The sequence below is a fragment of the Xenorhabdus littoralis genome (assembly GCF_033949345.1).
Lineage (GTDB): Bacteria > Pseudomonadota > Gammaproteobacteria > Enterobacterales > Enterobacteriaceae > Xenorhabdus > Xenorhabdus littoralis.
Map to the genome: position 1 here is coordinate 1 of NZ_VCDP01000008.1, position 15,113 is coordinate 15,113.

13 protein-coding genes, 1 tRNA gene and 1 pseudogene are annotated in these 15,113 nt (G+C 44.3%); 3 read left to right on the forward strand and 12 right to left on the reverse strand.

What is annotated here, in order from left to right; all coding sequences use genetic code 11:
• The 11 genes from FE394_RS02980 to gloB all read right to left on the reverse strand — a co-directional run.
• A partial coding sequence (locus FE394_RS02980) for a DUF6531 domain-containing protein (RefSeq protein ID WP_319924921.1) occupies positions 1-1,364 on the reverse strand: 1,364 nt, incomplete at its 3' end.
• Between the two features lie 12 nt (positions 1,365-1,376).
• Positions 1,377-1,733 (reverse strand): DUF4150 domain-containing protein, encoded by a 357-nt coding sequence (locus tag FE394_RS02985; protein WP_319924922.1) that lies wholly within the window; start codon positions 1,731-1,733, stop codon positions 1,377-1,379.
• Positions 1,723-2,949 (reverse strand): DUF2169 family type VI secretion system accessory protein, encoded by a 1,227-nt coding sequence (locus tag FE394_RS02990; protein WP_319924923.1) that lies wholly within the window; start codon positions 2,947-2,949, stop codon positions 1,723-1,725. Before FE394_RS02990 ends, FE394_RS02985 begins: the two co-directional genes overlap by 11 nt.
• Before the next feature lie 12 nt (positions 2,950-2,961).
• The gene (locus FE394_RS02995) at positions 2,962-5,136 is read right to left on the reverse strand and encodes a type VI secretion system Vgr family protein (RefSeq protein ID WP_319924924.1); all 2,175 of its coding nucleotides are present in this window, start codon (positions 5,134-5,136) and stop codon (positions 2,962-2,964) included.
• A 1,298-nt stretch (positions 5,137-6,434) separates the two neighbouring features.
• On the reverse strand, positions 6,435-7,454 hold the full coding sequence (locus FE394_RS03000; RefSeq protein WP_319924925.1) for an MBL fold metallo-hydrolase: 1,020 nt from the start codon (positions 7,452-7,454) through the stop codon (positions 6,435-6,437).
• A gap of 125 nt (positions 7,455-7,579) precedes the next feature.
• Positions 7,580-8,230, reverse strand: a complete 651-nt coding sequence (locus FE394_RS03005) for a GIN domain-containing protein (protein ID WP_319924926.1) — start codon at positions 8,228-8,230, stop codon at positions 7,580-7,582.
• A gap of 250 nt (positions 8,231-8,480) precedes the next feature.
• Entirely contained in the window at positions 8,481-8,852 is a 372-nt protein-coding gene (locus FE394_RS03010) for a RidA family protein (RefSeq protein WP_319924927.1), read from the reverse strand.
• A gap of 103 nt (positions 8,853-8,955) precedes the next feature.
• The gene (locus tag FE394_RS03015; protein WP_319924928.1) at positions 8,956-9,246 is read right to left on the reverse strand and encodes a putative quinol monooxygenase; all 291 of its coding nucleotides are present in this window, start codon (positions 9,244-9,246) and stop codon (positions 8,956-8,958) included.
• 172 nt (positions 9,247-9,418) lie between these two features.
• Entirely contained in the window at positions 9,419-9,982 is a 564-nt protein-coding gene (locus FE394_RS03020; protein ID WP_319924929.1) for a MepB family protein, read from the reverse strand.
• A 256-nt stretch (positions 9,983-10,238) separates the two neighbouring features.
• The gene (gene mltD / locus FE394_RS03025) at positions 10,239-11,570 is read right to left on the reverse strand and encodes a murein transglycosylase D (RefSeq protein ID WP_319924930.1); all 1,332 of its coding nucleotides are present in this window, start codon (positions 11,568-11,570) and stop codon (positions 10,239-10,241) included.
• Positions 11,571-11,642: 72 nt separating this feature from the next.
• Positions 11,643-12,398, reverse strand: a complete 756-nt coding sequence (gene gloB / locus FE394_RS03030) for a hydroxyacylglutathione hydrolase (protein WP_319925001.1) — start codon at positions 12,396-12,398, stop codon at positions 11,643-11,645.
• A gap of 109 nt (positions 12,399-12,507) precedes the next feature.
• Between gloB and FE394_RS03035 the strand changes: the two genes are divergently transcribed.
• On the forward strand, positions 12,508-13,224 hold the full coding sequence (locus FE394_RS03035) for a methyltransferase domain-containing protein (RefSeq protein ID WP_319924931.1): 717 nt from the start codon (positions 12,508-12,510) through the stop codon (positions 13,222-13,224).
• A 7-nt stretch (positions 13,225-13,231) separates the two neighbouring features.
• Here the strand turns inward: FE394_RS03035 and rnhA are convergent.
• A pseudogene (rnhA, locus tag FE394_RS03040) lies at positions 13,232-13,818 on the reverse strand (ribonuclease HI).
• Here rnhA and dnaQ point away from each other — a divergent pair.
• Together dnaQ and FE394_RS03050 are read left to right on the forward strand one after the other, a co-directional pair.
• Positions 13,766-14,515 (forward strand): DNA polymerase III subunit epsilon, encoded by a 750-nt coding sequence (dnaQ, locus tag FE394_RS03045; protein WP_319924932.1) that lies wholly within the window; start codon positions 13,766-13,768, stop codon positions 14,513-14,515. The pseudogene rnhA and the gene dnaQ sit on opposite strands and share 53 nt — an antisense overlap.
• A 139-nt stretch (positions 14,516-14,654) precedes the next feature.
• A tRNA-Asp gene (locus FE394_RS03050) sits at positions 14,655-14,731 on the forward strand.
• Positions 14,732-15,113 lie beyond the last annotated feature (382 nt).

A 15,113-nucleotide genomic window follows, 5' to 3' on the forward strand; every position in this document is an offset into this window, starting at 1 on the left:
AGGCATAGTTCGCCGGTCAGTTCTCCCGTCAGCAGGCAATGAGGAAGATTATGGTTACGGGACAAGACCCGGTTATCCGGTGTGGCATAGTCGTAGATCACGCCATCGGTATGGGTATAGTGCACTTCTCCCTGACTGATAACCAATTGCAGTGACCACTCATCCGCCCATTTGGGGCCGAACAAACCGTGTAAATCGGCGGTGGAGCGGTAGGTTCGGTTGAGGTTTACCGGCAACAACCCCGGAATGGCGAGAACCGGCCAGACTTGCAGGAAATCGCCGGTGGCCATATCAACCGGGTCGCCTTCTTTGGTACTGAGTCCATTGTCATTGCCGTCTTTGTTATTGGATGGGGTGGCATCATCCTTCGGTTGCTCTTTTTGGGGTTTTACTTCCGGGGTATTGTTCTGTTGGGTTTTGATTTTACCGCCAACTGGGGGTTTGGCGTTTTTAACCACCATTTTCGCGCCTTGTTTGATGACTCCCCCTATTCCAGTTACCCAACTTAAACCATCAGCAATTAATGCCCCACCTTGTTCCGCCTTATCCGTGATGTCGAACCGGATGGCATCCACATGGCTTAACTCAACGGCTTTATCGACAGCCTGGTTTAATTTGTCAGCAGCAGCAAGAGCCGTATCGCCTATGGTATCAACCCCCGCGAATTTCAATACCGTACCCGATGCGGACATCATGGTAGCAGGCATCCCGGCTACCGCCCGAAAGGCAAACTCTCCCACATCAGGCACCGTATTCCACACCCCTTTTGCCGCACCTATGGCGGCCTTGCCCGGATTATCCCAAGCGGCACTCAGTTTTTCGCCGGCTTCTTCCCCCCATTTTGTCACGTCCTTTTGGGTCTCATCCCACCAGTCCCCGGCCTTGTCTAAAAATCCCTTTTCTTGCTCGGTTTCCGGTATCACCGCGGCATTGGCTTCGTGCGGCGGATTAGTCCCCTGTGGTGCTTGTCCGACGATTTTACCGAGCGTGTTGCCCGTCCCGCTCGGGCTGTCATCGCGGGCTTTGGTTGGCAGCGCGTCATTGGGTTTGGGATGCGTATCTTCTTCTTTTTCCTCGTCCCACTCTTTCTTGGGAAACTCACCGCTTTTGAATTTTTCAACAGTATTTTGAGCTGTTTGCTTAAACTCTTGCGCGGCGAAGTCTGCATCCAATTGATTGTAGTAAACGTCTAATTCGGGGTCGGCACCGTAATCCCCGTAAAAACGCGAGCTTTGCCGGTATAACGTATCCACATTGTTGAGTGCTGTCTCCGCTTCAGCCTGTGTGCGGAGGTTAAATTCCTGACAATATTTTTCGGCTCTCACATCCGTGTTATCCGGTGTGACGATAATCTTGTTTGACATCCGTATCCCTCCTTATGCTCCGTTCATCCAGAATTCATCCCCGTGGCGCAGTACCAGCTTATTGCCGGCCCGGACAGTGTTGGTATGGGCTTTGGGATGGCACTTCGCGCCCACAGTGCCACTTTTCACCCCATTGGCTACACCGGGCTGGTCGCCAAGGGTCTGTGGTACAAAACTCTGGGCAAACACCACCACTGGCTTGCCATTGGCCCGCACGGATTTCACCGGCGCATCGCTGCCCGCCAGTTTGGCTATCACCGGATACGGGATCGGCGGCGTTGAGGGTCCCATCGGGGTTTTACAGACGTCCGGCAGGATGCCTATGATCAGCCATTCGCCCGCTGTGCGGGCGATATAGTTATCGGCCATGATCGTTCTCCTTTTCTGGTTCAGGGGTCGCGAGTTTGAGTAATGGCGCATCGGGATCGATTTCAAACCGCGCTTCCGCGACCCGAACCGGCAGGCTGGTTTTAAAATTCAGCCGACAGGTGATGTGTACCGTCATGGCCTCGCTGTCGAGGATTACTGTATCGAGGCGCATCGGTACAGGGAGTAATGCCCCTTCCTGCATCCGCAGCAAAATAAACGGACGGTGCCCCGGCAGGGTGACATGCAGATTGCCGCCGGGTGTCATTCCCTGCAGGCTCAGCGAAATGTCGGTGTCGGGCCAGTCAATTTGCTGATCGGCGGGGGCGCCGTTCCAATATCTGAAATCAAAGTCTTTGGGCAGGTAAGGGTGACGGTGGGTGAGCCAGTCGTCATCGTACGTGCCGGCAAACTGGCGGCGGGGCAGCCACGGACGGCCGATAAAGCCCAAGCCTTGCGGTTGGCTGGCAGGGATATCATTCGGTAATGTGCCAGTCAGTTGTGACTCAAAATGTTGGGCAGTGAACTGAGCCTCCGGCCGGGTGATACGCGGTGCCGGGTAACGGGTAAGCTGTTTTGCGTTGGCGTACCATCGCGTGATAAATCCCATACCCAGCGGATTGGTTTCACAGACAGCGTGAGCAACTGGGGCGTTTTCCCCGTCCGGATGTTGCTGACGTTGTTCCGGTGTCAGCCGATCACGTTCCGTCAGGTGCTCGCTCGCCTTGTCGTCTACCTGAATTTTGCATTCCCCCCCAAAGGCGTAGCGGTAATCCATCGACAGGGTGGTAAAGGGTTTCGGGTCAGTCAGTTGCCAGTGACCGTCAGCATCACGGATAAATTCCCGTTCACTGGTCACGGTCAGGGTTTTGTCGATCAGGATCTTGCCCTGTTTGCTCTTTACCAGCAGCCGGACCGGAAACTCCGTACAGAGTTGATTATCCGGCGCATAGGTGGTGCCGTTGACAATCACGTCACAGCGCGGTTTGAAAGGCGCGAGGTCACTCTCCTGCAACACCTGCGAGGCGTTCATCTGCCCGCGGAATTCATCCTGCAAACACAGGAGCGGGGCGGGCAGCAATTCCGCGATGCAGTGGCCGGTACTGTCCGGCAGCAATTGATAACCGATTTTCATGACGGTCACATGGTGCTCGACATCCTCCACATCGAGCATCGCGTAGTTCATCACGGCAAACGGGGTCAGGTTACGAAATTCCATCAAAGTTGCTCCTCAGTTCAGGTCAATGTCCTTGCCGGTGATTTGCACCGGGCCGCTGGCTTCGAACTTGAATTCCGTACCCTGAATCGTGATTTTGCCGCTGCTGTCCATACGCAGGGTGCTGGCACCGCATTTCAGCTCAATCACATCCCCGGCCGTAATGGACAGGGTATTCTTGACTGTCACGGATTTGTGGGCGCCAACCTGTTCGCTCTGGCTGAAAGCCACTGCGGTGTTCATCGCCGCCCCAACGGTCAGGGCATAGCCGAGGCCGACCGTATCGGTACGGGTGAGATTCACCGTGGCTATCTGATGTCCCTTGATATGAAGGGTCTGGTCTTTGTCCACGGTCTCCGTATGGTTGGCCAGCACCTTGGTATCCCGGTTATTGAGCACTTTGGTGTTCATGTCTTTCTGTGCGTGCAGGGATAACTGCTCGCTGCCCTTGGCATCTTCAAACAGCAGTTCGTTGTAGCCCTGTCCCTTGTGGGTCTTGGAGCGGAACGCCATCTGGGTTTTGCTGCCCGGCAGGGCACCCGGCGGGATGTTGCTGGCATGGTAAGTCCGCCCGGTCACTATCGGCTGATCGGGATCGCCGTGCAGGAAATCCACCACCACTTCCTGTCCGATACGTGGGATGGCCAGCATCCCCCAGCCCTGACCCGCCCACGGCTGGCTGACCCGTATCCAGCAGGAGCTTTGGTCGTCGCTTTTGCCGTACCGGTCCCACGGGAATTGCAGACGCACGCGCCCGTACTGGTCACAGAAGATTTCTTCGCCGGCCGGGCCGACTACCTTAGCGATTTGTGGGCCATCAATGACCGGTTTGGGCTGCGGTGCCGGGCGCCAGTTCTGGTTCTGGCGGATAAAGCAGAAATGGCTGTGCAGCGTCGTGCCGGAGCCTGAGGTGGCGGTTTCCAGCGCCTGCGGCTGGCTGCCGCTGTGACTGGTGGAAACGGTCTGCCATGACTGGTTCAGGTCTATCCGTGGATGATTATTCAGGATAAACAGTTTACCCGGCTGTAGCGCTATCGCGTTGCCGCTGCCCTGTCCGGTCACTGCGTCGCTGCGCAGTGCCTCCAGCCGGTAGCGGGTAAAATCCTTGCCATGTGCCTCATCCTTGAAGCGGCCGGGGTAGTCGTAGTGCTCGTAGTACAGTTGTTGCAGATTTTCGTCCCGTATCTGCTGGTGAAATTCCGCCGGCCACGCCGGGTTCTTGAAGGTGTAATCCTTAAGCTGTACCTGAGCCGGCCGTATCTGTGCGCTGTAGGTCAGGCTGCTGATGGCAGGTTCACCCACGGTGCTGGCTTCACCGGGCTGATAAGGGATCATTATGCCCGGCGGCACTGAACCACAGTCGTCGGCAAAGACCAGCGTGTTGCGCCCGTTACTGCATTCGAAGAAGTAGAAAATGCCTTCTTCCGCCGTTAACCGTTGCAGGAAGGCAAAGTCACTTTCCTGATACTGCACGCAGAATTCGCGCGCCGGATGAGGATGACGCAGGCTGAAGATCACATCACGGATGTTGTGCTCTTTCAGGATAGTCGTGATGATGGTGGCGATATCCTGCTGCTGGAAAATGCGCGAGTTCTGTCGCAGGGTGGTGCGCCACAGGTCAGGCCGGATAGTCATCTGGTAGGTGGTCTGGTGCAACCCGGTGTTACCCTGCTCAAAGCGGGAAACGATCCCCGTGATGCTGCGTTGTTCGAGACCGTTTTGCAGAATGGTCAGCGTGGCGGTGCGATCCAGTACCGCCGGAAAGTCGATAGCCGGGTCGGCACTCGCCAGTCCCACACTCAGGCTGAACGGCTGGGAAAAACTTTCATTCAGGGTGAAATCGGTTACCACAAACGTTTGTGGCGGTAAGCTGCCTGCGGTCAGGGTAAATTGCAGACCACTCGGGTCACGCCCGCCCATCAGCATCTGGCCGACTTTTTCCAGTGCTTTGGTGGCGGCATTCTGTCCCCCGGCTGAGCGTTCTGCCAGCCCCTGTCCACCGGTAAAACCGCCACCCGGGATTAAGCCCGCTGTGCCTGAACTGCCGCTTATCCCGCCAGCATAACCACCGCCCGGAATTAAGCCTGCCGCTCCTGGCATTCCGCCGCCCAATTTACCTGCAACCTGTTTTATTTTCTGAACAGTCTCTTTCCCTTGTTTCAATTTATCGATGTTCTTCTTTATTGACATGGTGTGTCTCCCTGAGATGATGGAACGTTATGTAATAGGCTTCCCGCCTGATAACAACGCAGGCCATAACATTCGGGCACAAGATTTAAATCTAACTCACATTGTCTCCGACAAATTTGTGAATTAAGGACGCAATATTGTTGTTTTCCGATAAATTGAAGGAATTCGGTTGTCCGAATATATTGGCGGGTTCGTGATGAATAAAATGGGGGCAATAATAAATAATTAGGGAGTAAAGACCAAATTAAATCAAGTGAAATAAAAATGGCATCCGACAATAATAGTGTAAAAAGTTAAAATTATTGCGGTTGAAAAATAATATTCTTAGATAGCGTATGTGATTAGTGTATAGAACCACTTAATATTTATCTATAAAAAGGTGTTTTTTCGTAACATTATGAAGTAAAAACAAAAAAAACAGGTAACGGGTTTGACAAAATCATGATCATTTTAATTTTATGAACTCGATCACAAAAAAAGCTGTTTTTAGCAATAAGATTTTTTATTTTATGTTTTTTCGTTTAATAAAAAGCATAACTATGAATGATATATTTGCATTGAATATATATGCCAGCTATTAATTCAAATGAAAGTAAATATTGCGATGAGCTAAATCCTAAATAGAAACAGAAAAATTAATATTTGGCATATTTAGCAATATGAAGATTAAGTCAATCCAAATAACTCAACTTTGTTAGACAACTACCTGGATGAGACTCCGGGTCTTTTGTGATTCTGCACTCTACCTCTCATTTCGGAGCTTACTCCCATATCTCCAGCCAATGTTTTGAACGTTCGTCGGATGTCTCTTGGTGTGAGTTTTTCAAAATCATAACGAACACAAAATTTGCGTATCTGCTTGGCATATTCAGCAGTGAGTAAGTGACCTTCTTTAGTTTATCCGGGAAACAGGAATTCTGAGTCTGGATATTGTTTGGCTTGATGCTCTAAGATTTCGGTGGCGGATTTACATAACAGGATCACGTGATAGTCACTATTTTTTGAAATATGAGGCGGCACTGTCAGTGTGTTATTCTTTTTATCCCCGCTATTTTTTGATTTTCACTTTTACAGTGTCACAAATTTAATGTTTTGTTCTTTTGGTTTAAGTTTGTATTTAATGCGTCATATTAACAAAATGATATAATAAATAAGGTTGATGTTTTTTATTGAATAAGTCACCGATTTGGCGAATTATTTCAAAATAATAAAACTAATATTAAATGGAATGTTAAACAGTATTAGGGCTAAAAATATAGATAGTTAAAATTCGACATTCTAAAAACTAATTTTCTACTTTAGATACAACAGCCAATCTCAGCATTAATTATTTTTTCCAGAAAGTTGGAGTATTCTATTGGCACCCATGTGTATCCTTGTTCATCTTTGCGAATATGTCCGATACCAGGAAAGGGTAAATGTGCAGCTCCGATTAACCATTTATCTTGTGAAGCTTTTTTGAAAACGTATTTACGTGCTTCAATTGCTTTATCATGGTCTGCATCAAATTCAATAGAAACCTCTGGGCGCTTAAATTGTACTGAATAAGAATGCACAATATCACCCCAAATCAACATGTTATTGTTTCCGGAGTGTATTCTGAATGATGTATGGCCAGCTGTATGACCAAAAGTGGGCATTGCTTCGATACCAGGGACTATATTATCTCCGATTTTAAAAGTACGGAGTGTTTTTGTGGCAATATAGGGTGCGACAGAATCTTGTGCCATTTTGAAAAAGGAGCGATCTTTTTCAGGGGCAGAAGCGCTCATTGCTGGGTTCAGCCAGAAATCTTTTTCTTCTTGGGAGATATATACAGTTGCATTAGGGAATGCTGCTTTTCCATCGGCTGAACTTAAACCGCAAGCGTGATCCGGATGCAGGTGTGTCAGTAGGATTGTTTTCACCGTTTCAGGGGTGTAGCCTGCGGCATGGATATTATCAACTATATTGCCCATGGTAGATCCAAGACATTTGGCACTACCAGTATCAATTAATACCAAGCCTTCTTTGGTGTTGACTAGATAGGCATTTATCGCTGTCTGAACACCGTCTTTTTCTTCAACTATAAACATGCGTGAAAATAGTGTCTGGATATCTTTTGCTGTAATACCTTTTAATAAAGAGGGGGAAAGATTGATATATCCATCATAAATAGCTGTGACCATAAAATCTCCAACCATATGGTGATAATAACCAGGTACTTGGTTGACTGTTTGTTGGTCAGAGGATTTTGCAAAAGTGATTGGTATTGCTGAAGTTGCAGCAATGAGAGCGAGTGTAATAGCAATACGGGATGCTTTAAAAATATTTTTCATTAAATACTCCTGGTGACATTACAAAATATTTATACGAGGTTACCGGTTAACTCAGCCCATTGAGATAATTTATTAGATTATCCTGCATGGACTGAGTTGTTTTTTAAGATATAACCAAAATATATTTAAGAACAGCTATCCGTAGAAATTTCGCTGGCAAAATTATTTGTTATTTTAACGTCTGCTTTTTTATCGACATCAATTTTGGTTCCTGCCGTCAAACTGCCAGTGATTTGAGGTATATGGCAAAGAGAAGCATGTGCTCCCATGCTCAAATCAACTTTAGCGGAATCGGCACTGAATTTCGCAGATGTTTGATTAAATACAGCTCCAGCCGCCAGATTAAGATCCAGATGTTTTGTTTTGCCTTCAACATCTATTTTACTTCCCATTGCACCTGAGATTGCCATTTTTTCACTATCAACAGCACAAGTATCTACTTTAATTTTTATGCCTGCTTTAGTGGATAGGTTATTTAGCGGATTATTGGTGTATAAAGTAATATCAAGGGTTTGAGAGAGAATATTGTCTTTTTTAGTGGTTTCGTTAAATAAGTTAAGTGTACCAGCATCGTTATTGATATTGAGTTTATCTATCGCCGATTGTGTACCTTTGACTTTTAATGAGGGATTTTCAGCACATTTGATTATCAGATTAATGCCTTTCTGCGCGTTAAGAGCAGTGAAACTCTGAAGTTCAATAGTTTTCACTGCTGCTATTGCGGGATTGAATACTGCCCCTGAGAGTAATGCTACCAAAATTGCAATTTTTTTCATAGGATACCTTTGGTAATAGTAGAGTTAATGTTTTTTGGAATTTCTAAGATTAAAAAATATCATAACTTCTATATATTAAAATGAAATTAATTAGCATCTATACCGCTGAATTAAGATGTTCCCGTCCTTTTTCAAGTTGCAGCTTTGTTGGCTACACTCACTCACTCCAGTCACATAGTTCCTTAATATTCCTGAGAATTTGTTCCTTTGCCGTCACGCTGTACCTTGAAATTCATTGAGTTTATTTTTCCTACAGTGCAATAATTGATTCAATTTCTATTTGTAAATCGGGATGAATAAGGTTTGACACTTCGACCAGAGAGCAGGCAGGTAAATTGCTGTCATAAAAATCAAATAACAATGGACGAATAAGTGGAAGTTGGCTGATATCTTTAACAAAAATAGTAAATTTTACCAGATCAGATTTATGTCGTTTTTCCTGATCGAGTATTGAATCAATTTGTTGAAGGATGGCAAGGGTTTGTGATCTAACATCATGATTTTGTGCTTCAGTACCCATAGCGGTTAAACCTGAAACATATAACAGATTATGATGTTTGGTTGCATGTACGTAAGGGCCTTTGATTTGTGGTAAATTGTCATAATTTATTCGAGTAACCAAAATTAACTCCTTAACGATTTATACTTTCATTGCTCAGATTGCGGTATTGTTGTTTGTACTGCAATCTGAGAGAACTATTGAGGGTGAGGGTATTTTGATGAGATTAAATAGTATCTGTAGTGAAAACCTGTACGATATCAGTTAATTCTAAGGATATATAATACTGCGTATGCTCATACTCAAAGTGTTTCTTTAATGAAGCATTATCAATGAATTTTTCCCACATGATAAATGAGCGAGGATTTTCTCTGGATTGTTGGATGAAAAAGATTTCACATCCCGGTTCTGAAAGCGTTTTCTGTTGCAGGGCTTTAAGTTCTTTGACAACGACATCAAGGTCTACATTCTCTTTTGCTTTAATCTCTGCTGTAACGAAATATCCATTTTTATACATATACTGTGGCCTTGTTATTCCTAAGAAAATGTTTGGGTATATTAATTAACGATTTTTATTAAATGGCGTTAATTAATATAACCCCAAAGGTTAAGTTTAATCAATTTATAATAAGTGTTATTTATTATAATTGGTGGTTAATATTGAAACTAAAACTAATTTATTGATGTTATTATTTATTGCAAAGAGTCAATAACATATTCTTAAATTGACTGGTGGCGGTTTCTTGATTATCGAGATTTATAAAGTACATAGATTGCCATTTTTGTGTTTGGATGGCTTGTCTTGAAGTCGGTGATACCCAAGTTGGATAGACTCTGATGGCTCTTTTGCCTTCTTTAGACTGAGTCGAAAAAATCCCTTTTTTCATCAGGATGTGTGAATCAAATAAAAAAATTCCTTTTTGATTTTCTGAAAAAGTGGCTATTAAACAGAAATCAATATTATCGCTTTGTTCAAAAGGCATTATGTCTGAATCGGATGTAGGTCTTTTCCAAAGAGTGACAAATTGCCCCGGCTTATTGGGCGTAGTTTTAGCCTGGCGAAAAACTATCGATTTACCATTTAACGTAAACCTCATGGCACTGTAATCACGGCTTTCTGCTTCACGGTAGGGTGGAGTATCCAATTGTAACCCTGAGGATAACAGGAGATATTCTTGTATTTCGGTAAATATACTGGGTAGGTTAGCTGTATTTGGTGATGCTGCATAATTGTCTGATTTTAATGATGACAAATTATATTCCTTTCTTTATTATGCAAAATTAGTAGGGTAATATTTCTTTGGCTATCACTTTACATCACTATTAGAAAATATAAAAATTTAGTCATCAATAAAACTTAATCGGTAAAATCTTGATTTGGACATTCTATAACGTTTTCTGGCCTCGTTCACAGAAAGATATATGCTTTCTCTACGCTATTGAGTCATGAAAAAGCTCCCTAACCAAGAGGCTGGGGAGCTTGCAGAATATCGAATAATTTAAATCGATTTAATTAAGATAAAGCGTCAACGCAATGCCGGGTTTCATCTCTTTGGTTCTGACGTTTTTATTCCAACTTATTAAATCATTAAGATTTACGCCATGATATTTGGCGATGCTGGAAAAGGAATCGCCTTTGCGTACCCGATAGGTGACAGGGCCATTATTATCGATTTTCAATACCTGACCAATTTTAAGCCGATCAGCGGTTTTCAGACTGTTCAATCTCTGCAATTCCCGATGAGTCGTATTGAAACGCTTTGCAATCGCCGACAATGTATCCCCGGAACGAACCGTATATTGGCTTTGTTTCTGTAGATTGCGGGTATTACGTGCGACAGCCAGACGGATATCCTTCAATACGCTTTCATTAGTCAATGAAGTTTTAAACTGGCTGACGTTCTTTCTTGGCAGCATAATGTAATGCGGGCCATGGGGAGAAGTCATGCCTTGTTTATAACCTGAGTTATATGCACTGATTGATTTTAACGATAATCCAGATAATTCAGCGGCTTGTGACAACGTGATTTGTTGTCCGAGCTCAACTTTGGCCAGTGCGTGCTGGTTGTTAGGCTGAGGGAGTTTGAAGCTGAATTTTTCGTCATGGCGAACAATATTGCTTAGCGCCAATATTTTGGGAACGTAGTGCATTGTTTCCCGTGGCAATGACAATGACCAAAAATCAGTTGGTTTTCCTTTTGCCTGATTATCCTTGATAGCTCGCATCACCCGACCTTCACCACTGTTATAAGCAGCGATGGTTAATGCCCAATCCCCATTAAAACGCTTGTTCAAACTCTCAAGCATATCCAGAGCAACAGTCGTCGATGCCGCAACATCCCGACGGGCATCGTACCATTTATCCTGCTTCAGACCATAATAGCGGCCTGTGCTCGGAATAATCTGCCATAAACCAGCGGCTTTAGCGTAAGAAGTGGCATGAGGGTTAAAAGCACTCTCCACTATGGGTAGGAATACCAATTCCATTGGCATATGACGCTTATCAAGCTGCTCAACTATCCAATAAATGTACGGCTCCGCCCTTACCACCACATTTTGGAGATGGCTCTTGTGTTTCAGGTAGTAATTTTGTTGTTCACGCACCCTGCTATTGACAGGAATTTCCATCTTCAACTCATCGCGGATATGTCCCCATAAATCTTGTTGGGCTGTTGGACTCACCTTCCAGCTTGCTGCATCTTCTGATTCCGCAATGCCGTCTTTTTTCTGATTCGTCGAAGACATCTTCTGTGTATGCTGCTGGGAAGGAGCTTTCGATTGCAGGCTCGATTGACATCCAGCAAGCAGAACAGAGGCGAACAAGATCGCTTTTGTCTTCATGTTCTCTTTTGATATTTGCCTAAAAGGTGAGCGATCATACTGAGCAATTAAGCAGAAAACAACCCAATAGAATTAAAATCGATCTTTATAAGCCCTTAATTGCTGAAAAACAGAAGAAAGTGGTATTGAATTAGGTTTGATGCCGATATTTTTTTGTAAATCAATATCGTGACAATTTAAGAATACATTGATTTTTTTCTCTATTTGTAAAGTTGTAGGGACAGTTGCCTGATTGTTTGCACGTAATTGAATGATTTTATGATAATAATCGAGAATAGTCTGATTATCAGGCAGTACAGCCTTTGCAAACGCCATATTTGACGCGGTATATTCGTGGGCACAACAGATCAATGTATCATCGGGTAGCGATGAAATTTTCTCAATAGATGCAAACATCTGCTCGGCTGTACCTTCAAAAAGACGCCCACAACCGCCAGAAAACAGCGTGTCACCACAAAATAGATGGGGGGCCTGATAGAATGCGATGTGACCCAGTGTATGACCCGGTAATGCTATGACTTTGAAAGAAAAATCCCTCACGTTTATAACGTCATTTTCATGGACAATATGAATAGCGCCCTTAGTTTGAGTCTCTTCGGGGCCATAGACGGGTAAATCGGGATATTTTTTGAGTAATCCCGCAACACCGCCCACATGATCGTAGTGATGGTGTGTCAGCAGAATTGCGACAGGGATAATTTGATTTGCTGCTAAAATATCAATCACAGGCTGGGATTCGGCGGGGTCGATAATGACACAATGTTTGCTTTCATCACAAAGTAACCAAATGTAGTTATCTGAAAGGACAGGTATCCTGATAAGCTCCATCATATGATATGCCTCATTTTCATCGTTAATTTTATTTTCGTAGTTGATTTCATTTTCGTGATCAATTCATTTTCGTAATCAATGTATAGTCGGTTGAAAGGAAGATGATATGCGAGCAGAACGTTCAGTCAAACAAATAATAGCACCTGCTTCTTGGGCTGAGTTACCGTGGGGTGAATATTACCGCGTTGCTTTGGAACGTCAATTGGAACCGTGGTGGCCGAAAATTTTTGGCTTTCATTTATTGAAACTCGGCCATTTAAGTACGGAGATTGATAGTCGTTCCTGCTTGATCAGCCATCAGGTCAATATCGGTTTACAAGGGGAAAACATGAATGTGATAACTGATCCCCATTATCTGCCTTTTGCAACTAAATCTGTTGATGCCTGCCTGTTGTCGCATATGTTGGCTTATAGCATTGATCCCCATTGGCTGTTGAGGGAAGTAGACAGAGTCCTGATTGATGATGGCTGGTTAATTATCAGTGGCTTTAATCCAATGAGTTTACTGGGTTTAAGAAAAGTGATTTCGCCTATATATCGTCAGTTATCTTGCAAAGCTCAAATGTTTTCTATGTTTCGTCAACTGGATTGGCTCCGGCTTTTGAATTATGAAGTGATTCACCATGCTAATTTTCATACTTTACCGTGGCAAAGTGGAAATAGTCCTTGTAAATCTACGACATCAATATTTGGCTGTTTGAGTGTGATTATTGCCCGCAAGCGGACAATACCTCTGACTTTAAATCCCATGCGGGCAACGTTATTGAAACCAAAGTTCAGTAATGCTTTGGGAGCCGTTAAAAATTTTCACCGACGTCATTAAGTTAATATTAATTTTCACTTTCGTTATAACCCTCATCAGCCTGAGCAGGATTATTGGCGGCGGCACGGGCCAGTTCGTCGCATAGTTCGTTTTCCCGATGACCGGCATGGCCTTTGACCCAGCGCCAGTCAATCTCATGCGGTGAGATTGCTTTATCAAGCCGCTGCCAAAGGTCAACATTGACAACGGGAGATTTATCCGCTTTTTTCCAGCTACGTTTTTTCCAATTGTGTATCCACTGAGTAATTCCTTGGCGGACATACTGACTGTCAGTTGTCAGGATCACGGTGCAGGGGCGTTTGAGTGCTTCAAGGCCGACAATGGCAGCCATTAACTCCATGCGGTTATTGGTTGTGTGAAAGTAGCCTTTGCTTAATTTTTTTTCGTTCTGTTGGTAACGGAGTAAAACACCATATCCTCCGGGACCGGGATTGCCGAGGCAAGAACCATCGGTGAAAATTTCTACCTGTCTGTTCATCTTTGGTAGACTCTTCCTATATCATCTTTAATCAAAACTCTAAGTCTGACACAAAAAAACACTATGAGCACTGCAATTACCCGCCAAATAGTTCTCGATACCGAAACAACCGGTATGAACAAGTTAGGTGTTCACTATGAGGGACACAATATTATTGAGATTGGTGCTGTGGAAGTCATCAACCGTCGTCTGACGGGGCGTCATTTTCATATCTATGTAAAACCGGAACGTCTGGTTGATCCAGAAGCATTTGAAATTCATGGTATCAGTGATGAATTTTTACAGGATAAACCGAAATTTGCTGATATTGCTGATGAATTTATTGAGTTTATCCGTGGCGCTGAACTGATTATTCATAACGCAACGTTTGATATCGGATTTATGGATTATGAATTCAGTAAATTGAATCGGGATATTCCGCCCACTGCCGATTTTTGTACTATCACAGATAGCCTGATGCTGGCCAGAAAGCTTTTTCCCGGCAAACGTAATAACCTCGATGCCTTATGTGATCGTTACCATATCGATAACTCAAAACGTACTCTCCATGGAGCATTGCTCGATGCTGAGATTCTGTCTGATGTCTATCTGGCGATGACTGGTGGTCAGACATCTCTGGCTTTTTCGATGGAAGGAGAGTCTTCAGGCAGTACTTTAGTTAATGAAATTCAGAAAGTTACCCGTCCCCAGTCAGAATTAAAAGTTGTCTATGCTTCTGATGAAGAATTAGTTCAGCATGAATCCCGGTTGGACTTGGTGGAGAAGAAGGGGGGAAGCTGCCTTTGGCGTTCAAAACCTGAACAGTTACATTGACAAAAAACAGTAGCAGAATGGGATAAATTCGTTATCAAGGCGAAAAACCGTGCAAATAAACCATTTTGTTATAAAAAGCGATTGACGGATTGTGCTGACACCCGTATTATCCACCCCGTTCTTAACCAGAACGCCATGCGGTGCGGTAGTTCAGTTGGTTAGAATACCGGCCTGTCACGCCGGGGGTCGCGGGTTCGAGTCCCGTCCGCACCGCCAGAATATATAAGCCCTGAGTTTTTGACTCGGGGCTTTTTTTTTGATTCAGAAAAAGTTCTATAGCGCGAGTAATATACTGTATTTCGTTGAGTTGTCTGTTAACTCTCACACTGTTATTGAATATGACCGAATCCAATATTGACGAAATTATATACTCACAACATATTATATAATTGTGCCAGTTAGTTGGTGTACATGATCGCTGTCTATCGATATCACTATTAATAAATACTCCGATTGTTTGATATTGTGGCTATTTATCGCTCAGACTAATTGCGTTCAATAAATAGCCACATACCAGATGTTAAAATTACTGCTTTACTATTCGTGGAAACTGGTACTCCTGTCCGTTGTAAATTGTGTTTAAATCAGTTCCATCGAT

Bases quoted from the DNA above. Each gene is read 5' to 3' on its own strand.
- FE394_RS02985 (WP_319924922.1), bottom strand. From the start codon at position 1,733: ATGGCCGATAACTATATCGCCCGCACAGCGGGCGAATGGCTGATCATA.
- FE394_RS02990 (WP_319924923.1), bottom strand. From the start codon at position 2,949: ATGGAATTTCGTAACCTGACCCCGTTTGCCGTGATGAACTACGCGATG.
- FE394_RS02995 (WP_319924924.1), bottom strand. From the start codon at position 5,136: ATGTCAATAAAGAAGAACATCGATAAATTGAAACAAGGGAAAGAGACT.
- FE394_RS03000 (WP_319924925.1), bottom strand. From the start codon at position 7,454: ATGAAAAATATTTTTAAAGCATCCCGTATTGCTATTACACTCGCTCTC.
- FE394_RS03005 (WP_319924926.1), bottom strand. From the start codon at position 8,230: ATGAAAAAAATTGCAATTTTGGTAGCATTACTCTCAGGGGCAGTATTC.
- FE394_RS03015 (WP_319924928.1), bottom strand. From the start codon at position 9,246: ATGTATAAAAATGGATATTTCGTTACAGCAGAGATTAAAGCAAAAGAG.
- mltD (WP_319924930.1), bottom strand. From the start codon at position 11,570: ATGAAGACAAAAGCGATCTTGTTCGCCTCTGTTCTGCTTGCTGGATGT.
- gloB (WP_319925001.1), bottom strand. From the start codon at position 12,398: ATGGAGCTTATCAGGATACCTGTCCTTTCAGATAACTACATTTGGTTA.
- FE394_RS03035 (WP_319924931.1), top strand. From the start codon at position 12,508: ATGCGAGCAGAACGTTCAGTCAAACAAATAATAGCACCTGCTTCTTGG.
- dnaQ (WP_319924932.1), top strand. From the start codon at position 13,766: ATGAGCACTGCAATTACCCGCCAAATAGTTCTCGATACCGAAACAACC.